This is a genomic window from Comamonas aquatica NBRC 14918, from assembly GCF_000739875.1.
Taxonomy (GTDB): Bacteria; Pseudomonadota; Gammaproteobacteria; order Burkholderiales; family Burkholderiaceae_C; genus Comamonas; species Comamonas aquatica.
Window position 1 is genome coordinate 100,923 of record NZ_BBJR01000034.1, and the last position, 21,883, is coordinate 122,805.

14 protein-coding genes and 1 pseudogene are annotated in these 21,883 nt (G+C 69.0%); 3 read left to right on the top strand and 12 right to left on the bottom strand.

What is annotated here, in order from left to right; translation table 11 throughout:
• Positions 1 to 57: 57 nt before the first annotated feature.
• From CA2_RS05810 to CA2_RS05820, 3 genes and pseudogenes are all read right to left on the bottom strand, one after another.
• Positions 58 to 1,368 (bottom strand): annotated as a pseudogene (locus CA2_RS05810) (MFS transporter); the annotation flags it as partial.
• Positions 1,365 to 2,636, bottom strand: a complete 1,272-nt coding sequence (locus CA2_RS05815; protein ID WP_081888884.1) for an FIST N-terminal domain-containing protein — start codon at positions 2,634 to 2,636, stop codon at positions 1,365 to 1,367. The pseudogene CA2_RS05810 and the gene CA2_RS05815, both read right to left, overlap by 4 nt.
• Positions 2,637 to 2,688: 52 nt before the next feature.
• Positions 2,689 to 3,564, bottom strand: coding sequence for a PhaM family polyhydroxyalkanoate granule multifunctional regulatory protein (locus tag CA2_RS05820; protein ID WP_042413710.1), 876 nt, complete (start codon positions 3,562 to 3,564; stop codon positions 2,689 to 2,691).
• Between the two features lie 230 nt (positions 3,565 to 3,794).
• Here CA2_RS05820 and CA2_RS05825 point away from each other — a divergent pair, with 230 nt between their 5' ends.
• From CA2_RS05825 to CA2_RS17485, 3 genes are all read left to right on the top strand, one after another.
• Complete coding sequence (locus tag CA2_RS05825; protein ID WP_042413714.1) at positions 3,795 to 4,820, top strand: Bug family tripartite tricarboxylate transporter substrate binding protein; 1,026 nt, start codon at positions 3,795 to 3,797, stop codon at positions 4,818 to 4,820.
• A gap of 81 nt (positions 4,821 to 4,901) precedes the next feature.
• Positions 4,902 to 6,392 carry an NAD(P)-binding domain-containing protein gene (locus CA2_RS05830; RefSeq protein WP_042413717.1) on the top strand — a complete coding sequence of 497 codons (1,491 nt, stop codon included), beginning with the start codon at positions 4,902 to 4,904 and terminating at the stop codon, positions 6,390 to 6,392.
• Positions 6,389 to 7,546 carry a CMD domain-containing protein gene (locus CA2_RS17485; RefSeq protein WP_081888885.1) on the top strand — a complete coding sequence of 386 codons (1,158 nt, stop codon included), beginning with the start codon at positions 6,389 to 6,391 and terminating at the stop codon, positions 7,544 to 7,546. The genes CA2_RS05830 and CA2_RS17485 overlap by 4 nt, the downstream gene beginning before the upstream one ends.
• A gap of 70 nt (positions 7,547 to 7,616) precedes the next feature.
• On the opposite strand, the gene CA2_RS05840 is transcribed toward CA2_RS17485, so the two are convergent.
• From CA2_RS05840 to CA2_RS05880, 9 genes are all read right to left on the bottom strand, one after another.
• Positions 7,617 to 8,069: a copper chaperone PCu(A)C gene (locus tag CA2_RS05840; RefSeq protein ID WP_245620892.1), complete on the bottom strand. Its 453-nt coding sequence runs from the start codon at positions 8,067 to 8,069 to the stop codon at positions 7,617 to 7,619.
• 302 nt (positions 8,070 to 8,371) lie between these two features.
• Positions 8,372 to 8,761, bottom strand: a complete 390-nt coding sequence (locus tag CA2_RS05845) for a DUF2946 family protein (RefSeq protein WP_052369848.1) — start codon at positions 8,759 to 8,761, stop codon at positions 8,372 to 8,374.
• A gap of 98 nt (positions 8,762 to 8,859) precedes the next feature.
• Positions 8,860 to 10,947 (bottom strand): exodeoxyribonuclease V subunit alpha, encoded by a 2,088-nt coding sequence (gene recD / locus CA2_RS05850; protein ID WP_042413724.1) that lies wholly within the window; start codon positions 10,945 to 10,947, stop codon positions 8,860 to 8,862.
• On the bottom strand, positions 10,944 to 14,744 hold the full coding sequence (recB, locus tag CA2_RS05855) for an exodeoxyribonuclease V subunit beta (RefSeq protein WP_042413727.1): 3,801 nt from the start codon (positions 14,742 to 14,744) through the stop codon (positions 10,944 to 10,946). Before recB ends, recD begins: the two co-directional genes overlap by 4 nt.
• A complete protein-coding gene (gene recC / locus CA2_RS05860) occupies positions 14,741 to 18,307 on the bottom strand; it encodes an exodeoxyribonuclease V subunit gamma (RefSeq protein WP_042413730.1) in 3,567 nt (1,188 codons plus the stop codon). Before recC ends, recB begins: the two co-directional genes overlap by 4 nt.
• Before the next feature lie 169 nt (positions 18,308 to 18,476).
• A complete protein-coding gene (locus CA2_RS05865; RefSeq protein WP_042413734.1) occupies positions 18,477 to 18,809 on the bottom strand; it encodes a DUF3325 domain-containing protein in 333 nt (110 codons plus the stop codon).
• A complete protein-coding gene (locus tag CA2_RS05870; protein ID WP_042413737.1) occupies positions 18,806 to 20,449 on the bottom strand; it encodes a PepSY-associated TM helix domain-containing protein in 1,644 nt (547 codons plus the stop codon). The genes CA2_RS05865 and CA2_RS05870 overlap by 4 nt, the downstream gene beginning before the upstream one ends.
• Positions 20,446 to 20,775 carry a DUF3649 domain-containing protein gene (locus CA2_RS05875; RefSeq protein ID WP_042413741.1) on the bottom strand — a complete coding sequence of 110 codons (330 nt, stop codon included), beginning with the start codon at positions 20,773 to 20,775 and terminating at the stop codon, positions 20,446 to 20,448. The genes CA2_RS05870 and CA2_RS05875 overlap by 4 nt, the downstream gene beginning before the upstream one ends.
• Positions 20,776 to 21,158: 383 nt before the next feature.
• Entirely contained in the window at positions 21,159 to 21,866 is a 708-nt protein-coding gene (locus CA2_RS05880; RefSeq protein WP_042413744.1) for a hypothetical protein, read from the bottom strand.
• Positions 21,867 to 21,883: the final 17 nt, after the last annotated feature.

Genomic DNA, 21,883 nt, shown 5'->3' on the forward strand with positions numbered 1-21,883 from the left:
CCTCCTCATGTACTGCGCGCATTATGCGGATGGCGGCTGCATGCGCCCCGCCAGGCGCAACAGCCAGTGCTTGCTGCGCCGCAGGTACTGCGGGTCGCGCCAGCACATCAGGGCCACGAACACGGCATTCGCGGCCCCCATGCACAAGAACAGCTGCGGCACCGTCAGCCCGGCCGCCAGCAGCGCCCCGGCCAGCACGGCCGACGACACCATGAACAGCGCATTCAGGATGTTGTTGGCCGCGATGATGCGCGCCCGGTGCGTGACCGGGCTGCGTTGCTGGATCAGGGCATACAGCGGCACGCTGTAGACCCCGGCGGCCAGCGACAGACCGAACAGGTCCAGCAGCACGCGCCAGCGCCCCGGGGCGTGCCAGAAATCCGCCAGCCCCAGCATGCCGGCCGTGGGTGGCAGGCCTTGCAGCGTCCACCACAGGTCGACCGAGCACACGCTCATGCCCAGCGCGCCCAGGGGCACCAGCCCGGGCTCGACGCGCCCGCGGGACAGGGACTCGCACAGCAGCGCCCCGGTGCCCACGCCCAGCGAGAACACCACCAACAGCAAGGCGGCCACCTGTTCGCTGCCGTGCAGCACCTCCTTGGCCAGCACCGGGAATTCCGCCAGAAACACGGCCCCGAAGAACCACATCCAGCTGATGCCCAGCACGGCCCGGAACACCAGGCCATCGGTGCGCGCCAGCCGCAGGTTGGCCAGGGTTTCGGACCAGGGGTTCCAGTTCATGCGGTGCACCACCGCCGGCGTGCCCTGGTGCGGAATGGCACCAGCGGCCCAGCGCCCCAGCAGGGCCAGCGCCAGGCAGCTGGCGGCCACGTGGATGCGCCCGACCTCGGGCGTGGCGATCAGCACCCCGCCGACCATGTTGCCCAGCAGGATGGCGACGAAGGTGCCCATCTCCACCATGCCGTTGCCCCCGGTCAGCTCCGAGGGCCGGAGCACCTGCGGCAGGTAGGCGAACTTGGCCGGACCGAAGAAGGTGGAATGCACGCCCATGCCCACCAGGCACAGCAGCAGCAGGGCCGGCCACTGCAAGACAAAGCCCAGCAGGGCCACGGTCATGATGGCGATCTCGCAGTCCTTAACGCGCCGCATCAGCACCGCCTTGTCCATGCGATCGGCCAGTTGCCCTGCCGTGGCCGACAGCAGCACGAAGGGCAGGATGAACAACGCCCCAATCACCAGCCCCGCCACCGAGGGCGGCAGCCAGGCCACCTGCAGCTGGTAGGTCACCAGCACGGTCAGCGCGAACTTGAACAGGTTGTCGTTGGCAGCCCCCAGGAACTGGGTGGCAAAGAAAGGACCGAACCGCCGCTGGCGCAGCAGTCCGAACTGAGGGGTGTGGTCGCTCATGTCAAAGCCTGCAGCGGCTGGGTGAAAACCAGCAACTGTGCACTCATTTGCTGCAGCGCGGTGCCATCGACTTCATAGGTGCTGGTAAAACCCAGCAGCGGCACGGGCCCCAGGGCATGGCGGATCAGCTGCAACTCCGCATCCACCTGAGCGCTGCGGGGCACCGGGTGGCGCAATGCGCTGCGGATGTAGATGGCCCCGCAGATGCTGCGCCCAATCGCGGCGGCCTGGCCGTCCTGGGCCGGTGTGGGCTCCGGCGCCAGCCAGTCGCCGATCTCGGCGCAGGCCCGGCGCACCTCGGCGCGCGCCACCTGCTCGTCCGCCTGGCACAGGGTCACGGTCTGCCCCGGCTGCGGCAGGCCCTCGACAAACACCGCCTGCCGCAGGGGGTCGATCCCCACCACCGACAGCACGTGGGCCGCCAGGGCCACGCTGGCGCCGTAGACCCAGGGGTGGGGTGGCGACAGCGCCAGCAGCGTCTGCTGCAATTCCCCCGGCAGCCGGTGGGGCGCCGCACCCGGCGCGGCCAGGGCCTCCTGCCAGTTCAGGTGGCCAAACAACACCTCCAGAGCCGGCCGGCCATCCAGCGCCAGCAGGGCCGCGCCCTCGGCGTGGGTCACAGTGTGGGACGGTCCCATGGGCCGGCAGCCCTGAATGCCCACGCTCAGCAGCTCCACCCCAGGCCCGAACAGCACCCCCGACAGCCCGCCTTTTTGCACCCCGCCACCACCCACCGTGGCCGGCAGGCGGCCCGATGGCGTGCTGCCCCAGGCCCACTGGGCATGGTCCTGGCCCATATGGCCCAGCCCCCCCAGCAGATCCGGGCATTCGAGCTGGCGCGCCAGCTCGATCAGTTGCGGCACCAGTGCGGGGGCCGCAGCATCGCCATGCACCAGCGCCGCCTGGGCGGTCATGCCCGGCTGCGCCGGCTTGTGCGTGGCGATGTCGGAAAACAATTGGTAGTCGCCCGGCGCCAGCACGGGCAGCATCACGGCCACCGCGCCGGTGTGGCCATAGTCCATGTCCCCGGCCAGCACCGAGTGCGCGGCACAGCCGGCCCAATGCTGCACCTGGGGCAGGGCCTGCGCCAGCGTGCCCACGATCTCGGCCGCGTGCGCCGCCAGCGAGGCCGAGACATAGACCAGGCCCAGGCCATGCCGGACTGTCGGTGGCTGCATGCTGATCTGCGCCTGCAACTGCACGATCACCTGCCGGGTCGCGTGCTGCCACAACGGATGACCGGCATGGGCGCAAGGGAAAAACGGCATCACACGATCGCTCCTTGCGCAGCCACCGCCGCGCCGTGGTCAGCCCAGGGACTCAGCGCGCGCCCGGTTTGCGTGCGGCAGCGGACTTGGTTTTTGCCGCCGGTTGGGCCGCGGCGGACTTGCGCGGCGCAGGCTTGGCCGCCTTGCTCGCCGTGGCCGTTTTGCCAGCAGCCGGTGCACGCTGGCGCGCAGCGGCAGCGGGCGCCGGCTGGCGAGTGGTTTTCTTCGCCGCCGGCGTTTTGGCGGCCGGCGCGGCCTCCGCCTTGGCGGGCATGGCCTGCGACACCGCCTGGCGCACCATGTCGCTGGCAGTCTGGACGGCCACCTTGGCGAAGTCGGAGCCCATCTGCGTGGCCTGCTTCACGGCCTGCTGCTGGGCCGGGTCCTGCAGGGCCTGCTGTGCGATCTGCTGGAACTGCTGGGTCAGCGCCCCCCACCATTGCATGGCCGTGGCCATCCCGGCGGCCGGGGCGGCCTCTGCAGCCGAAGGGGCCGCAGGTTCGTCCGCGGCCGGCGGTACTGGTGCAGCGGGGGCCGGATCGGCGGCCGCTTGGTCCGGCAGGGGCCAGTTGGACAGCGGCTGGCCCGTGGCCGCATCCGCCGCCGCCTTGGCTGCGCCCGCGAAAGGGAAACCCTGGGCCAGGTCCGCCTGGTTCACATTCATGCCCTGCAAGGTGGACAGCGTCATGCGCTGCACCTGCAAGGCCTGGACCGTGGCGCTGAGGGCGCGGTTGTTCTGTTCCAGCCAGAACTGCACCGCCTTGAGTTCTTCGATGCGTTTGTCGATCTCTTCCACGCTGACCGTGGGGGCGACCCAGTGGGCAAATGGCGGTACCGCCGATGCGCCCTGGCCGGCCTTGCCCAGGTTCTGCAAGAAATCGAAACCGGGGATGAATTTGCCGAAACCGAAAGCCGAGGTGTCACTCATAGCAAGCCTGCAAGCAAGAGCCGATGAAAACCCAGGCGCATCCAGCGCTCCGGGCCGCGTGACACAAGCTTACTGCACAAGGACGCGCCTGGCTTGTCATCTGCAACGCACACCGCACCCCGGCCGATGCGGACGCGGAAGCACGCTTTATTCCACATAAGCATATAAAAGCCCGTAATTATTTTGCAATCAAAATAAGTAGATCCCTGATTTTTTGAACGCTTTGCACCATGCGCCTGCTGTCCCGTCCCCTGTCCCGGTCCTTGCGGGCCGCCCCGTCCTCCCTGGCCGCGATGGCGGCACTGGCGCTGCTGCCCTGGGCCGCCCAGGCGGCCGAACCTGCGGCATGGCCCCAGCACCCCGTGACCCTGATCATGGGCTTCAATGCCGGCTCCGGCGTGGACATGGTCGGCCGCTCGATCCAGGAACCCGTGTCGCAGCGCCTGGGCCAGCCCATCATCATTGACTACAAGAGCGGCGCAGCCGGCAACATCGGCAGCGAATACGTGGCGCGCGCCAAGCCCGATGGCTACACGCTGTACTTCGGCACCGCCGCCACGCACGGCAGCAACGCCGCGCTGTACAAGAACCTGCCCTTCGATGTGGAAGCCGACTTCATCCCCGTCGCGCCCATCATCGACGTAGCGAACGTGCTGACCGTCAACCCCAACGTGCTGGACGTCAAGAACCTGCAGGAGTTCGTGGCGGCCGTCAAAGCCAACCCCGGCAAGTACAACTACGCCTCCACCGGCAACGGCGCAGGCACCCACATGGCCTTCGCCGAACTGAATGCCCGCCTGGGCCTGGACATGGTGCACGTGCCCTACAAGGGCGGCCCCGAAGCCATTGGCTCGGTGCTGCGCGGCGAGACCTGCTGCATCATGAACCAGGTGCAAAGCGTGCTGCCCCACTACAAGGCCGGCAAGGTGCGCCTGCTGGGCGTAACCACGGCCAAGGCCGTGGAAGCCGTCAAGGAAGTTCCGACCATCGCCTCCAGCGGCATTCCCGGCACCGAGAGCTTCAACAGCTCGATCTGGTTCGGCGTGTTCGCCCCCAAGGGCACGCCCGCACCGGTCATCCGCAAGCTCAGCCAGGCCATCCATGAGGCGCAGCAACTGCCCGAGGTGCGCGATCGCTTCACCGCCCAGGGCAACACCCTGCGCATCGAATCGCCCGAGCAGTTCAAGCGCACCGTGCACCAGGACCGCCTGAAGTGGGCCAAGGTGGTCAAGGACGCCAAGATCAGCATCGACTGATTCCACGTTTAGGATCGCAGCACTGCCTGCTGCTCTGCGCCTGCCGCTCTCGCGAGCTTCAGGCGCTTTTTGGATTTTGTTATGTCTCTTTCCGCTGCTTCACACCCCCAGCCGGCTGGTCTGCCGGCCCTGGAAGAACGCCTGCGCGACGATTTCACCACCCTGGGCTGGCCAGCCAAGAGCTGGCTGCCCGCCCGCACCCACCACAGCGAGGCCGTGCACGACGTGCTGGTGATCGGCGCTGGCCAGGCCGGCCTGGCGCTGAACGTGGCCTTGCGCCAGGTTGGTATCCGCCCGGTGCTGCTGGACCGTTCGCCGCGCGATTTCGAGGGCCCCTGGGCCACCACGGCGCGCATGGAGACCCTGCGCTCGCCCAAGGAGCTGACCGGGCCGGCGCTGGGCATTCCTGCGCTGAGCTTCCGTGCCTGGTTCATTGCGCAGTTCGGCCTGGAGGCCTGGACCGCCCTCGACAAGATTCCGCGCCTGCAATGGATGGACTACCTGCGCTGGTACCGCCGCGTCACCGGCGCCGATGTGCGCAACGCGCACGAGGTGCTCGCCGTGCGCCCCCAGGCCGATGGCCTGGTGGCCCTGGACGTGCGCGCCGACGGCCACACACGCACCTGGTTCACGCGCCGCCTGGTGCTGGCCACAGGCCGCGACGGCCTGGGTGGCGCGCAGGTGCCGGCCTTCATGCACGGCATCAACCGCCGCTTTTGGGCCCACTCGTCCGATGCCCTGGACTACACCACGCTGGCCGGCCGGCATGTGGGCGTGGTGGGCGCGGGCGCCTCGGCCATGGACAGCGCCGGCACGGCCCTGGAGCTGGGCGCCGCCAGCGTGGACCTGCTGGTGCGCCGCAGCGACCTGCCGCGCATCAACAAATCCAAGGGCTCGGGCGTGCCCGGCCTGACCCACGGCCAGTACCTGCTGTCCGATGACTGGAAATGGCGCATCCGCCACTACATCAACGCCCAGCAGGTGCCCCCCCCGCAGGGCAGCACCCTGCGCGTGGCGCGCCATGCCAACGCCCACTTCCACCTGGGTTGTGCGGTGCAGCGCGTGGAACCCGTGGGCGACAAGCTGCACGTGCACACCACCCAGGGCGTGTTCGTGCTGGACTTCCTGATCGTCTCCACCGGCTTTGCCATCGACTGGCGCCTGCGCCCGGAGTTTGCCGACATCGCCCCCCACGTGCGCCTGTGGAACCAGCGCTACCAACCCGCCACCGGGCAGGAGGATGCGGAGCTGTCCGCCTCCCCCGACCTGGGTGCGCTGTTTGAATTTCAGGAGCACACACCCGGCGCCCAGCCTGGGCTGGAGCGCATTCACTGCTTCTGCTATCCGGCCGCGCTGTCCCACGGCACGATCTCGGGCGACATCCCCGCCATCAGCGACGGCGCCCGCAAGCTGGCCCAGGGGCTGGCCGCGCTGTTCTACCGCGAGGACATCGAGCACCACTTCGCCCAGCTGCAAGCCTATGCCGAACCCGAACTGGACGGCACGGAGTGGACCGCCGCGGACAGCGCAGCACGCATTCGCCAACTGCACGACGGAAACGTTTTTTCATGACCGACACCATTGACCGCCTGGCCGGCCTCGCCGCCGGCAACCCCGTATTCGCCACCCGCCACGAGCGCAGCAAGGTCGCCGTGGCCACCCAGGCCTGCGAAGACCTGCTGCTGGGCGACGCCCTGACGGCGGGCCTGTCGCAGATCGAACGCCTGGTGCTGGCCGCCGAGCAGGCCCGCGTCAGCGGCGTGGACGCCCTGGCGGCCGAGTACCGCGCCCGCGCGCTGGCCCTGGGCGACGCGCTCACCCCCGCGCTGCGCAGCGTCCTGGACCAGGCCGGCGCGCAGACCGACGATACGCGCCTGGATGCCATGCTGCACTTTGTGCGCACCCTGGCCCTGAAGCCTGCGCACAGCGACCAGGCCACGCTGCTGGCCATCCCGGCGGCGGGCCTGTCCGTGGACGACACCGTGCTGCTGGCCCAGCTGGTCGGTTTTGTGGCCTACCAGGCCCGCCTGCTGGTCGGCGTGCAGGCCATGGCAGCGCTGGGTGGCATCGCCCCGAGTGCGGCCCCCGACACCGCGGCGGCCGCACCGTTTGTGCACCCCGCCAACCTGCCCGCGCCGGGCGAGCCGCTGCGCCGCAACGGCTTCACCAGCGAGACGCTGGACTGGAAGTCCTGGCTGCCGGTGCTGGACCCGGCCACGGCCACGCCCGAACAGCAGAAGGTGCTGGAGATCAGCCACCCCAAGGCCAAGACCATGGACTTCTACCTGTTGCTCGGCCGCCAGCCCGCCGTGCTGCTGGAGCGTTCACAGGCCTTCAACGCCATCATGTATGCGCCCGGCGGCCTGTCGCGCGCGGAGCGTGAAGTGGCGGCCACGGCCGTGTCGCGCAGCAACGGCTGTGTGTACTGTGCCTCCGTGCATGCCCAGCGTTTCGAGCAACTGGCCAAGCGCAACGACGTGATGGCCCAGCTGTTCGATGACCCCGACACCGCCGGCACCAATGCGCGCGAGCGCGCCATCATCCAGGCCTCGCTGGTGCTGACGCGCGCACCGGGCGCGTTCGCCGCCCGCGACGTACTGGCCCTGCGCGAGGCCGGCCTGTCCGACCTGGAAATCCTCGACATGCTGCACTCGGCCGCGCTGTTCGGCTGGGCCAACCGCCTGATGCTGAACCTGGGCGTGGAAATCTGGCCCCAGGCCGCCTGAGCCCAGACGCCCCGAGGACCGGATACACACCGCCCCCACCTGGCGCACGCCGGCTGGGGGCGGTGGTCCCTCAGTGCTGGTGGCCGCCCGCGGGCATGGCATGGCCGCCATGCCCGGTGGCCTCACCGCCCTTGGGGGCCATGCGCTGCACCGGCACCTGCAGGTGCAGGCGCGACTCCGCACCCTGGGCATCCTGGAACACCAGGGTCACGGGCACCTGCGTGCCTTCCTGCAACGGGGCCTTGAGCTGCTGGAACATCAGGTGCAGGCCTCCGGGCTTGAGTTCGACGGTCTGGCCCGCAGGCAGGTCCAGGCCATCCAGGGCGCGCATGCGCATCACATCGCCCTCCATCTTCATTTCGTGGATTTCGCCCACGGCCGCGGCCGGCGTGCGCACGCCCACCAGGCGCAGCGGCTCCTTGGCCGTCAGGCGCACAAAGGCGCCCGTGGCCTGCTGGCCGGCCACGCTGGCACGTGCCCAGGCGCCTTCGGCGGCGACATGGGCCGCATCGGAGTGGGCCATGGCAGGGGTTGTCAAGACAGCGCTCAGCAGCGCAGCGGCGATCCACATGGGGTTCTTTAACATCACAGATTGCTTTCAAAAATTCAGGACCCGACGCAAGCAGGTCGCCACGGCGGCGACCGCCTGCGTGTTCTGTGCACGTGCCACCGACCTCAACGCGGCGGGACCGGGGTGACGGCCTGGGAGGTTCGGCGCACACCGCCGATCTCAGCGTGGCGCGCGCGGCCAACGCCGCTACACACCCAGGCCCCCACCCACACCGGCGTGCACCGGCTGTGAACACGTGCAGAAAAGACAGTGCCTCAACCCGGAGGACCGCGCGCCAACGGCCCATAGGTCCAGCGCGCCGCCACCGGCACCCAGGCCCAGTCCACCGGGCGATCCGGCGCTGCGGCCTGGACGCTGGCGGCCTGCAGAGCAGGCGGCGGCGCCAGCACCGGCATGCACAGCGGGCAATCAATCAGATGGTGCAGCGCCGCCGACGCATCGGCACCGGCCGTGCTGGCCGGGCTGGGCACCCAGTGCGGCGCGCTGTCGCCGGAGCACAGGCGCTCCAGGCTCCCAAGGGCCAGATGGGCCCGCGCCAGCGGCGCCCCGACGCCGGCCGCCACCACGCACAGCCACGCCGCCAACACCCAGACGGTGTAGCGACGCCAACGAAGCGATGGGGCCAGCAGCAACATGTCGGCCATTCTAGGGGGAGCGGATATGCCCCAGTGCAGCCCCCCCACGGTGCTATGGCCCAAATCGGCTTTTAGCGCTGACTGGATCTGCGCCAACCGCTCCGTTTTCAGGAATGGGCACTGGCATTCAGCCAGCGCAGCAAGCCACTGCTGCGCCGGGTCGGGCTGGCGATGGCCGAGGCCAGCAGCCCCGGCGCCTCGGACCACAGCGAAAACGCCTGGCGTGCCCGCGTGATGCCGGTGTAGACCAGCTCGCGGCTGAGCACATTGCCGCCCTGCGCGGCCAGCACCAGGGCCGTGTGCTCGAACTCCGAGCCCTGGCTCTTATGCACCGTCATGGCGAAGGCGGTCTCCACATGGGCCAGGCGCGCCGTACTGACGTGGTGCAAGTGCTCGCCCTGCAGGAAGTACACGCGCAGCCGCGCCGGGTCGGCAAAGCCGGGCAAGGCCATGCCGATGTCGCCATTGAACACGCCCAGTTGCGCATCGTTGCGCGTGACCATCACCGGGCGGCCTCGGTACCACTCGCCCTCCTTGCGGATGGCACCCTGGGCCTGCAAGGCCTGCTCCACCGCGCGGTTCAGGCCCGCCACGCCCCAGGCGCCCTCGCGCACGGCGCACAGCAGGCGGTAGCGGTCGAAGGCGGCCAGCACGTCCCGCACCCATTGCTGGTGCTCGGCCTCGGTGGCAAAGCCGCCCTGGCCACGCTGCGCCAGCCGCTCGGCATAGGCCGCATAGCTGGCCCTGCCGCCACGGCCTTGCACGGCGCTGCGCACCACGGCCTCAACCTCACCGCCTTCGCGCGCCCAGAGCTCGGCCTGCGGGCCGGCCTGGGTTTGCGTGCGCAGCAGCACCATGGCCCCCGGCGCATCACCGGCATTCACAGCCAGGGCCAACTGGCCAATCGGGCCGCTGAAACGGCGGCTTTTGCGCAACATGACCGTGTGCTGGGCCAGCGGCAGCACAGGGCCACTCGCCCGATAGGCTGCCGGCAGCGACTGGCCCGTCACGCGCTCGGCATAGGCCACGGTGTCGGGTGCGTAGTGGCCCTGCTGCGCATCGCGGCACAGGTCGCCCAGCACGGCCCCGGCCTCCACCGAAGCCAGCTGGTCCTTGTCGCCCAGCAGAATCAGGCGTGCCGTGGGCGGCAGGGCCTGCAGCAGCGCGGCCATCATCTCGAGGTGGATCATGGAGGCCTCATCGACGATGAGCACGTCGACATCCAGCGGATGGCCGGCATGGTGGGCCAAACGCCGCGTGTCGGGCCTGGCGCCCAGCAGCGCATGCAGGGTGCGCGCCGCGCCCATGCGCTGGACCAGCGCTTCCAGATCCAGATCGCGGCCCACGGCCCCCTGCAGCTCCCGCAGCGAACTGTCAATCGATTGCTTGAGCCGCGCCGCCGCCTTGCCCGTGGGCGCGGCCAGCGCCACGCGCAGCTGCGCGGCATCCGGCGCAGTGGCAAACAGCAGCGCCAGCAGGCGCGCCGCCGTATAGGTCTTGCCCGTGCCCGGGCCACCGGTGATGACGGACATACGCCCGCGCAGCGCCAGCGCGCAAGCCAGCTGTTGCCAGTCCACCGCCTCCGCGGCCACGGTGGACGCGCTGAACAGCCGCCCCAGCCAGTCGCGCACCCGGGGCTCATCCAGCGCCACCGCATCGGCCGCCGTGCGCTGGGCAATGTGCGTGGCCACGCTGCGCTCGTAGTCCCAGTAGCGGCGCAGGTACAGCAGGGGCGCGGGGCCATCCCACAGCACCAGTGGCTGCCCGCGGTCGGCCACGACCGCCCCGGGCGGTACGACGCGCACCACGGGACTGCGGCGCAGGGCATGCAGCCAGTCGCTGGTCTGGCGCGGCAACTGCTCCCACAGCGATAGCTGCAAGCGCAGAGCCTCCTTGGGCCAGGCCAGGATTTCATTCGGATGACTGGCCAGCGCCTGCAAGGGCAGGCAGCTGTGGCCACGCCCCTCCATCTGCGCCAGCACGGCCGTGGCCACCAGCAGCGCGGGCGCGGCCTCGGCGTCCTGTTCGGCCACAAAGGCGGCCAGGGCGCTGTCCAGGCGGCGCAGCAGGCCGGCATCGGCCAGACGCTCCAGGGCGGCCAGCCAGTCGATGGTGCTCAACACCACGGTGTCGCCCTCATCGGCGGCGGCAAACAGGTCCAGCGTTTGCAAATCGGCTTTGCGGCGGCCCTTCATGGCTGCACCTCCTGGGGTTCTTCGGCGCGGTCGTCGAGCAATGCTTCCAGCCCTTGGAGCAAATCCAGCGATGGCTGCAGCACCTGCATGCCGGCGGCCTCGCCATCGAGACCGCGCAGGAAGAAGTAGAGCGCACCGCCCAGTTGCTCCCGGGGGTCGTAGGCCGCACCCAGCCGGCTGTGCAGCAGGCGGTGCAGCGCCAGCAGATACAGCGCGGCCTGCACGTCATAGCGGTGCTCCAGCATGGCCTGCGCCAGCGCCCCGGCGCCGTAGGCCACCGCATCCTGGCCCAGGTGGTTGGTCTTGTAGTCCAGCACCCAATAACGCCCGCCATGCTGGAACACCAGATCGGCAAAGCCCATCAGCATGCCGTGCAGCTCGCGCTCGGGCAGCGCCGGGCGCGGCCGACCGGGCAGGATGTGCTGGCGGCACAGCGCGTCGATGCGCGGGGCCGACAGGCGCTGCGCCGGCAGCCAGAACTCCATCTCGGGCAAGAGCGCATCGCCTTCGCCCAGCTGGGCCAGCGAGACACCGAGCGGCGCCAGCGGCTGGTGCACCACGGCGCGCAGCCACTGCAGCGCATCGGCGGCCTGCGCCTGGCGGCCCGCGCGCTCGCAGCGGCGCAGCAGACGGGCCGCCAGGGGTTCGCTGGCCTCGGGGTCGTCTTCGGGCTGCAGCGCAAAGTGCTCGGCGGCCAGCCATTCCAGCTGGTCGTGCAGGAAGTTGCCCACCACCGGGCCGCGCATGAAGCGGTGCCAGACCGCCGCATCGCTGCGTGCGCCGGCGCGGGCTGGGGCCACGCTGGGCAAGGCGGTCATGGCGTCGTGGATGGCACCCAGGTCCAGCGCGGCATCACCGGCCTCCTGGGCCTGCAGCGCGCGCTCGTCCTCGGCAGGGCTTTGCGCGGCCACCGGCAGGACCGGCAGGCTGGGGGCGGCCATGGCGCGGGTCAGCGACGAAAAGCTGCCGATGCCCCAGCGGCGGTCGAACTGCGCCGCATACACGGGCGCTGCGGCCAGGGCGGGCAAGGCCTGCGCCGGCACATAGCGCGTGGGCACGGGCAGTTCGGCCGGCAGGTCCACCACGGCGATCCGCGTGCAACGCTCGGCCAGGGCCTGGATGCTGGCGCGCCAGCCCGCTACGGATTGAGAAGCCCCCCCCGCAAGCAGGTAGCCGGCAGCGCCCTGTTCGTTCACACAATGTTTGCTGCTGCCGCGCTTCATCGGCGCCAGCCCCATCCACAGCGCATGGCGCGGGCGGGTCAGCGCCACATAGAGCAGGCGCAGGTCCTCGCGCAGGCGCTCCTTGTCGGCCTGCGCCAGCTGCGCCTCGTTGTAGTCCAGCACCAACTCGCGCGCCGGCGCACCATCAATCTGCACGGGCAGCGACAGATAGGCCGCCTTGCCATCCACTGGCCGAAAGCTCCCCGCAAACGGCAGACAGACCACCGGGTATTCCAGCCCCTTGCTCTTGTGCACGGTGACGACCTTGACCAGATCGGCATCGGACTCCAGCCGCACGATCTGGGCATCGCCGGCCGCGCCCGGGTTCTCAATCTGGGTGGCCAGCCAGCGGATCAGCGCCTGCTCGCCCTCCAGTTGGGCACTCGCGCCTTGCAGCAGCTCGGCCAGGTGCAGGTAGTTGGTCAAGCGGCGCTCGCCCCCCAGGTCCTGCAGCCAGCGCGCCGGCAATGCAAAGCGGTACAGGGTCTGGCGCAGCATGGCCAGCACGCCCAGGCGCAGCCAGAGGCTGTGCAGCTCCTTGAGCTGCTCGCTGCGCGCATCAAAAGCTTCATCGTCGCTGGCCAGCCAGGCCAGCTCGTCAAACGACAGCCCCATCATGGGCGTGGCCAGACCGGCGCGCACGGCCAGTCCGTCGAGCGGCGCCGCCACGGCGCGCAGCCACAGCAGCAGATCCTGGGCCTCGGCGCTGGCGAAGACCGAGTCCTGATCGGAGAGATAGACCGAGGCCACATGGCGCCGCGCCAGCGCGCGGCGCACGGCAGCGGCCTCCTTGCCCGTGCGCACCAGCACCGCGATGTCGGCCGGGCGCAGGCGCTGCAGCGGCTGGCCTGCTTCGGCAAAGCCCGTGGCACCGTCCATCAGCCATTGCACGATCTGGCTGGCGCAGAACTCCGCGCCGCGGCGGCGGATGTCGTCGTTGCTCAGCGGCGCATCGCTGCTGCCATCCCAGGCCATGGTCAGCGCAGCCATGCGCTGGCTGCCCTGCATCAGCAGTTCTTTGCGGCCGTTGGCTTTGACGGGTTCGAACGGCAGCGGATTGCGCTGCCCGGCGCGGAACAGGAAGGCCCCTTCTCCATCGCGCGCCTCGGCCTGCACAAACCACTGGTTGACCGCATCGACCAGCGCCTGCGTGGAGCGGAAGTTGGTGTCCAGCACATAGTGGCGGCCCTCGGTCGCCTGCCTGGCCTGCAGGTAGCTGTAGATGTCCGCCCCCCGAAAGCCGTAGATGGATTGCTTGGGGTCGCCAATCAGCAGCAATGCGCTGTCCGCGCGGTTGTCGGCCGTGCGGTAGATCTGGTCGAACAGCCGGTATTGCAGCGGCGAGGTGTCCTGGAACTCGTCAATCAGCGCCACCGGGTACTGGGCCAGCATGCTTGCGCGCAGCGCGGGGCCGTTGTCACCGGCCAAGGCGGCATCCAGGCGCTGCAGCATGTCGGCAAACCCGAACGTACCCGCCTGGCGCTTGAGCCACAGCAGGCGCTGCTGCACATGCACGGCCGCATGCAGGCGCAGCGCCACATGCAAGGACGGTAGTTGCGCCAGGGCCTGCAGCAGCTGCTCCAGCTCGGAAAATTCAGTGGGCAGCAGCAAGTCCATGGTCGAGCCCTTGAAGGCCTCGGCCATGCCCTCGGGGCTGAGGCGCTTGCGGGCGGAGTCGCTGAGCTCCAGCGGCCGGTGCAACGGGTCTTGCGCCCAGGCGGTGAGGCTCTCGAACCAGCCCTGGTAGTAGCGGGCCTGCAGCTTGCGCTTGTCCCACAGCGCGGCGCGGCCGTCGAGCTCACCCTCAATCCAGCGCAACATGCGTTCGGCCTTGGTGTCCCAGCCCGCGGCCAGCGCCTGCAGTCGCTGGGCACGCTCCGCCTGCGTCTGCGCAATGCACGCCCCCAAGGTCCCGGCACCCGCTGCAGCGGGCACGTGCTCGCGCAGCAGCGACTGCATGTCGTGGACCAGCGCATGCACATCGGGCCAGACCTGCAGCGCCGTCTCCAGCAGCTCGCCCGACAGCGGGTAGCACTGCTGGCGCCAGTAATCCTGGGCCGCCTCGGTCTGGCGCTGGCTTTCATCGGCCTCCAGCGTTTCATCGAACAGATTGCCGCTGTCGAAGGCATGTTCGCGCAGCATGCGCTGGCACCAGGCGTCGATGGTGTGGATGGCGGCATCGTCCATGCACTGCGCAGCCATGTCCAGCCGCCAGGCAGCGGTGTCACGTTCCACTCCTTCAGCATAGGCATCGCGCAGATCGCGCAAGAAGCTGTCGTGCGCCGCCGGCTCGGCCTCGCCGCGAAAGCATTGCACGGCCTCGATCAAGCGGGCACGGATGCGGTCCGACAGCTCGCGCGTGGCGGCCCGTGTGAAGGTCATGACCAGGATGTCGGGCGGCATCAAGGGCCGAGCAAAACCGTTGTCGGCGCCATGGCCCAGCACCAGCCGCAGATAGAGGGCGGCAATCGTCCAGGTCTTGCCCGTGCCCGCGCTGGCTTCGATCAGGCGCGAGCCCCAGAGCGGGAAATGCAGGGGCTGCAGCGCCTGGCTGGTGGTTGGATGCGCGCTCATGCCGGCTCTCCCGCTGGTGCTTCTTGGTTGGTCGTCCCTGGCAGGCCTTCGGTCTGCACCTGCGCAGCCAGCCAGTCATGCAGCGGGCCATAGACCTCCTTGGCCAGAGCGTGAAAGCGCAGATCGGCCGTCAGCGCCTCCCAGTCGGGGTAGCAGCGCGCCCAGCTGGGGTCTTCGCATTCGCCGCCCAACAGGTAGCCGCCCTCGTAGGCCTGTGCCGCGGCGTTCAGGTCGTCCTGGCCGGCAGCGATGGCGGTTTTGAGCGGCAACGGCAACGGCTCGTTCTGGCCCGCCAGCCACAGCTGCATCAAGGCTTGCAAGCGCTGCGTGGCAGCTTGCGGCTCCAGCGGCTGCACCCAGACCAGGGTGTCGCGTGCGATCACGCCCATCAGCGTGTCGGTGCCCGTGCTGGACAGCGCCAGACTGCGCACATACATCGGCAACAGCTTGTGGGCCTGCAACTCACCCTTTTTGTTCCGCAGCGTGCGCGGCTCCAGCGCGAACCAGCAGCGGCGGTAGCCCGCCTCCGAGGACGGTGCGGCGCGCTCCTGCAAGCCATCCATCCAGTCGTCCAGCGTGACCGCGCCGGCGTGCAGCAACAGCCGCTCGCGCGGCGCCGCATGGGGCCATAGCCGCATCTGCTGCTGCCAGGCCAGCAACGACGGCGTGGCCTGGGCCTGCAGGGCCTCGGCCTCGCGCATTCCAAGGCCTGCCAGCGGCAGCACGCCGGCACGCCCCAGGCGCTGCACCAGGCGCTGCACCTGCAGGCCCACGTCCAGCGCCACATCGTGCGCCAGCTGCGTGCGCACGCCTTGCTGCAGCTGCTGAATCAGGCCGTAGGCGGTCAGGCCATCGACGCTGAACCGCTCGTCGTCCTCCAGCAGTTCCTCGTCCTGTTCAAAGCGCACCTGCAGGCGGTTGCGCAAAAAGCTGCGTGCGGGATGGCGCAGAAATTCCGTCAGGCGCGCCAGCGTCAGCGGCACCTCGGGATCGGGCTCGAAGGCGGCCACGACCGGCAGCGTCTGCGCCGCCTGCGCTTCATGCGCGCCATACCATTCGCGCGCGAAAGTCGACAGGCCCGAAGCCTGTTCGAAATAGCGGCGGCTGAAGGGCTGCAGAGGGTGCTGGCGGGTGCGTTGGGCCAGCAGCAGATCTCCGCGCTCGCTGGCGGAGAAGTCTGCGCTGCCTTCGCCCTGCCAACCCTGGCGCAGATAGTCGCGCAGTTGCGAAACCAGCACCGAGGGGGGTTGCTCGCTGTTGTCGCGCACATGGCGGCCGGCCCAGCTGATGTAGAGCTTGCTTCGGGCCGACAGCAAGGCATCCAGCATCAGCTGACGGTCATCGTCGCGGCGCGCGCGATCGCCGGGGCGCTGCTGGCCAGGCAAGGCCATCAGATCGAAGTCCACGCGCGTAGCGCGGCGCGGGTAGTCGCCATCGTTCATGCCCAGCAGGCACACCACCTCGAAGGGGATGGCGCGCATGGGCATCAGCGTGCAAAAAGTCACGCCGCCGGCGCGAAAACGCTGGTTGAGCGCGGGCTCGGACAGGGCCTGCAGCCAGGCCTCCTGCGCCACCTCCAGCGGAATCAGGGCCTCGAACCCGGCTTGCTCACAGGCGGCCTGCCAGCCGACCAGGGCCGTATCGAGTGCGGCGCACAGGGCCTGATCCTCATCGCCCTGCGCGACAAAGAAGTCGTCCATCAGGCGGCGAAAACGCTGGGCCCAGGCCTCGGGGGCGGCCGCTTCACCCGCCGTGTGCCACCACTGCAGCATGCGCCCCAGCAAGCTGGCCAGCGATCCGGCCAGCTCGGCCGTCAGGCCGCCCACCTCGTCATAGGGCTCCAGGCCGGCAAAAGCCTGTGCATCGTCGAAGGCGGCCTCCAGCGCCGGCCCGCTGGCATAGCCCAGCAGCATGCGGCGCAGGCCGAACCAGGCGCTGTTGGGATCCCCACAGGCCGCCAGCCCCAGCTGGGCGCGCTGCGCATGGTTGAGCCCCCAGCGAATGCCTGCACCGGCCATCCAGTGGGTCAGCTGGGGCAGATCGTCAGCCGCCAGCCCCACGCGCGCCGCCACGGCGGGCACATCGAGCAGATCGCACAACTCGCTCAGGCGGCAGCGCTGCTGCGGCAGCTTGAGCAGCCATTGCAGCGCCGTCACCAGCGGGCTGCTGGCCCGCGCGCCCACGTCGGCGATATCAAAGGGAATATGGCGCGCATCGTGGCGGCCGTACTGGCCGAACACGGCGCGGATGGCGGGTGCCGCCTCTTCGATCGACGGCAGCATGACCACCACCTCCCGCGGCGCCAGCGCTGGGCGGCCCGCCGCGGCCGGCTCGGCCAGCCATTGCAGCAGCTGGTCGTGCAGCACTTCCAGCTCGCGCACCAAGCCGTGGGCCTTGTGAAAGACGATGGACTGGTCGGCCGCCGCGATCTCGACCGCCGGGTGCTCCGACAGGGGCACCAGATCGCGGATGCGCTGCTGCACCTGGGCCAGCAGCGGTGCGCCGATCAGCGCGCCCGCATCCGCCTCGTCGTACACATCCACACGCGGCCAGCCCCATTGCACGGCGGTGTCGCCCGTGGTGTCGAAGGCGTCGAGCTGGCGCACATAGTCGCGGCTCTGCCGCCCCCAGGCCGCCAGCAGCGGGTGGGCATGGGCGTGCATGGCGGCCAGGGGAATCTGCGCCAGGTCCTTGCCGCCCTTGTCGGCATGGCGGCGGCGCTGCTGGCGCAGCAGCTCGCGCCCGTCGATGGCATCGGCCCAGTGAAAGCGGCAGGGGTTGGGCACGGCAATCAGCACCTGGCTGTGCTGGGCAATGCCGCTGAGGAACTGCATCAGCGACAGCGGCATCTGGCTCATGCCGAACACCACCACGCGGCGCGCCAGCGGCGTGACCGGCGGCTGACCGCTGTGCAGCGCGTCCAGAACCCGCGCCAGCAGGGCCGGGCGCGTGGCGGCGCGCTCCTGTTCATCGAGTTCGGCCAGCAGCTTGCGCCACAGCTGGGGCTGCCAGCGCTGCCCTTCGGGCACGGGCACATCGGGGCGGCCCGCGGTGCGCAGCACGTCCTCGCCCTGCTCCCAGGCGGCCAGCCAGTCGGCGCGGTAGATCTGGTACTGGTCGAACAGGTCGGCCAGCTTTTCGGCCAGCTGCAGCAGGCGCTGCGGCTCTCCGGGGCGCAGAAAGTTGGCAATCGGGGCAAACGCCGGCTCGCCCAGGCACTGCGGCAGCAGGCGCATCAGGCGCCAGATCATGGGCGTCTTGTCCAGCGGCGATTCACGCGGCACGGCGTGCTGGCCCAGAATCTGCCGGTAGCTGCGCCAGACAAAGCGCGCCGGCAGCTCGACCTGCGCTGCGGCGCACACGCCCTGCTGCTCGGCCATGCGCATCTTGAACCACTCGGCCATGCCGTTGCTTTGCACCAGCACGATCTCGGGCTCCAGCGGGCCCAGCGGGTGGGCCTGCATCCAGGCCAGCAGCGTGTCGGCCAAGGTCTCAGTGCGGTTGCCATGCAGGGCCATCAGGCCCGGTGCCACAGAAGAAGCCACAGGCCCTTCTCCCCTCATCGTTGTTGTGTGCTGGAAAGCCGCAAGCCTGCCATGGCCGCCGCCTGGGGGCAAGGCTTGCGCCAGCAGCTTCAACAAAAAGAGCGGTCAGCGCTTGCCCATCCTAGGTTTTCGATCATTTCCATGATCAAACCCAGATTAGACCAGCGCAGACCGCTCCTTTTTCCGATCAGGCAAAGATCCGGACGCCCAGCCCCAGGGCGCCGGCCGCACTGCAGGCGGCCAGCACCCGCACCTGCCGCGGCGCATAGGTCAGCACCAGGGCGACGGCCAGGGCCGCGGGTGTCAGCACCCCCAGCCAGGCGGCCACGGCCACCGAGGTGCCCCAGCGCTGCAAACACACCCACAACGCGGCCAGCAGCAGCGCCGTGCCCAGGGCCCGCCAGCCCCAGGCAGCCCGGGCCGGCAAGGCCGCGCCCGGCTTGCTGTGGTGGCGCTCCATCGCCTGGCTCAGGGCCGCAAATGCCGGCACCGCCAGCAGTCCTGCCATCCATGCGTTCATGCTTGCTGCTCCGGTGTCGCCAGGCCAGGGGCCACGCTGCGGGCCGCACGCTGCGGCACGGCCGTGCCCTGCAGGCGCAGCCACAGCCGGCGCGCCACCACGGCGTGCAGGGCGGCCAGCGCCAGCATCATCAGGTCAAAGCCTGCGATGCTCCACTGCCCCTGGGGCAGGGTGTGCCACAGCCCGGCACCGCCCGTCCAGGCGTTGAGCAAAGGCAGCAGGGCAAGACCGATGGCCGCCAGCAGCATCTGCTCCAGCCATGCCCGCGCATGCGGGCGCACGGCGGCGTGCAGCAGGCTGGCCGCCCAGGCGATGAAAAAGCAGCGGATCTCGACACTGCTGCGCTCCAGCACGTCCACCGGCACGCAGCGGTTGGCCCAGAAATAGGTCGCCACCGCCACCGACAGGCCCGCCACGGCGGCCACGTTCAGCACCTCCACCAGCCGGTGGCCACGCGGCGTGAAGCCCAGCTTGCGGCGCTCGGGCTGGCGCTTGACCACCCACAGCACCAGCCCGGTGGCCGCCATCGCCGTGCCGACCACGCCGGACAGGAACAACAGCCAGCGCACCGCAGGATCGGCAAAACGCCCCAGGTGCACGCTGACCATGCTGTTCATCACGGCGCTGACCGCCGACGGTGGGCGCACGGGCTGGCCCGCAGTCATGGCCCCGGTCACCCCGTCAAACACCAGGCGTTGCCCCATGCCACGGTTCAGCAGCAGGCTGTCGCCGCCTTGCGCCCGCAGCTCCACCGTGGCGCGGTCCGTCTGCGGGTGCTGCACGCTGATGCTTCCCACGACAAAGCCCGGGTATGCGGCCTGCGCGGCAGCCAGGATCGGTGCGATGGGCGCCAATGGCGCTGGCGTGCTGCGGGCCTGGCGCCCCTCGCCACGCTCGCCATTCGGAGCCCCCATGGGCATGCCACGGCGCTCGGCATTGAAGCGCTGCGGCTGACCGTCGTAGACCGCCTGGGCGCCCCAGGGCATTAGCATCGTCATCAGCAGCAGCAAGCCGCTGAAGGTAATGACAATGTGGAACGGCAAGGCCAGCACCGCCGTGGCGTTGTGCGCATCCAGCCAGGAACGCTGGCCCTTGCGTGGCCGGAAGGTGAAGAAGTCCGTGAAGATATTCTTGTGGGTGATGACGCCGCTGATGATCGCCACCAGCATCACCATGGTGGCGATGCCCACGATCCAGCGCCCCCAGATGCGGGGCATGGCGTACAGCTCGAAGTGGAAGCGGTACAGGAAGCTGCCGCCACGGGTCTCGCGCACTGGCAGCACCTCGCCCGTGCCGGCATCCAGGTGGGCGCGGCGAATGCCTTCGCGGCCCGGCGGAGCCCCTTCGGGGCGCCAGCTCACCTCCACCGCCGTCTGCCGCGCGCTGGGCAGTTGCACGCTCCAGTTACTGGCACCGGGCGCCAGCGTCTGCAAGGTACTGAGCGCCTTCTCGGCCGCCCCCGCCTGGGGCACAGAGGCATGCAGCTCGGGCCGCATCCAGTCATCAATCTCATCGACGAAGTAGCTCAGTGTGCCGGTAAAGAACACGGCATACAGCAGCCAGCCCAGCAGCAGACCACTCCACGTATGCAGCCAGGACATGGACTGGCGCAGGCCCTCGGCCTTGCCATCCGCCCTCATGGCTGGCCTCCGTACAGCCACCACACCGTGGCAAGCAGCACCGCAGTGGGCACCGCCAACCCCAGCCAGGCCCGCGTGGCCGTGGCACAGGCAAACACCCACAACACCGCCACGGCGTAGACCACGAAGGACAGCATGGTCGACAGGGTCACGGCATCGACCCTGGTCATGCCCACACGGTGGGCCAGCAGGCCCAGAGCCGCGGCACAGGCGGCACTCACCGCATATCCCCCACCGACGGCCGCCACCGCGCGCGAAGCGATGGCCCAGCGGTAACGGGCCAACGTGGTCCCGCGGGAGGAGGAAGACGCCACATCAGCACGCATGGTGACCTCCGGCCAGCCCCGGCATCCAGAACAAGGCGCGCACGCTTGGCGCACCTGCTATCGGGTGTGATCGCATGATCGACAGCTCCCAGTGTTATTAATGATAATTATTCTTATTTTATTTATTTAATCTGAGGCTGCCTGTGGCGCTGGACATGAACCCTGGTTGATTTACCAAAGATTTACGCAAACGCCAGGCACAACGAAAAATCCCCTGATCATTGCTGATCAGGGGATTTGAATTTGGTGGCTGGGACGCTCTCGAAAATCAATTGCAAGCCATTGATTTTATTGAAAAAGCAATTTTTTCATCTTCTGAGTTGCCCCCAAAGTTGCCCCCAAAATTTTGCGCTTGGGCACTGTCCAAATGGCGCCAAGGTTGCTTACGCAAGCCATAAATCCGCGCGTTGACTCGGCTGGATCGTGTCTGGTGCCGCCCCAGCAAGCAGGGATGCCCTCGCCTTGTGGACTTGGGCGGGCGTCCAGTTGAAGTCTTCATGCGTGAAGGGAACCACAGACAAAGGCTCAATCGGCACAGCAGGCAGCACGCCGTCCGCTTTCGCAGCGTCTGCCAGGCCACACCACACGAAGTCCAGCTCCCGGTCCTGGCTGAAGTGCTCAGTCGCCAGCAGCAGCGCATCCTTGAATTCCTGTGGCACCGCTGCGATTGCCTCCAGGATGCGCAACTTGGCATAGGCCTTCTTGATGGCGCTGTGCGTATGGCGCAGATATCGCGCTTCTGGCCCACCTTCCATCCGCAGCAAAGGGATCTGTCGTTCGACCTTCTGCATCGCCTCTGTCAGTTCTTCCACCATGCTGAGGGCGTCGTTCTTGCGGTTCAACGTCTTCTTCACAGCCGAGGTGCGCTCGTAGTTTGCGGCCTCAAACTCTGCTTTGAAATCGGCTGTGGCCCCTTCCACCTCCGCATTCAGTTCATCCAGCTTGCGGCCCAGGGCGTCCTTGCGCTCCAGCGCTGCCGTGCATGCCTGCTGCACCTTCTGGAATTCGGGGATGCGCTGCTCAAAGGCAGCAATCAATGCATCCAGCTCCTTACGGGCAATCGCGATTTCGCTCTCAATTTGATGACTCATTTGCCTGCTCCTCTTTC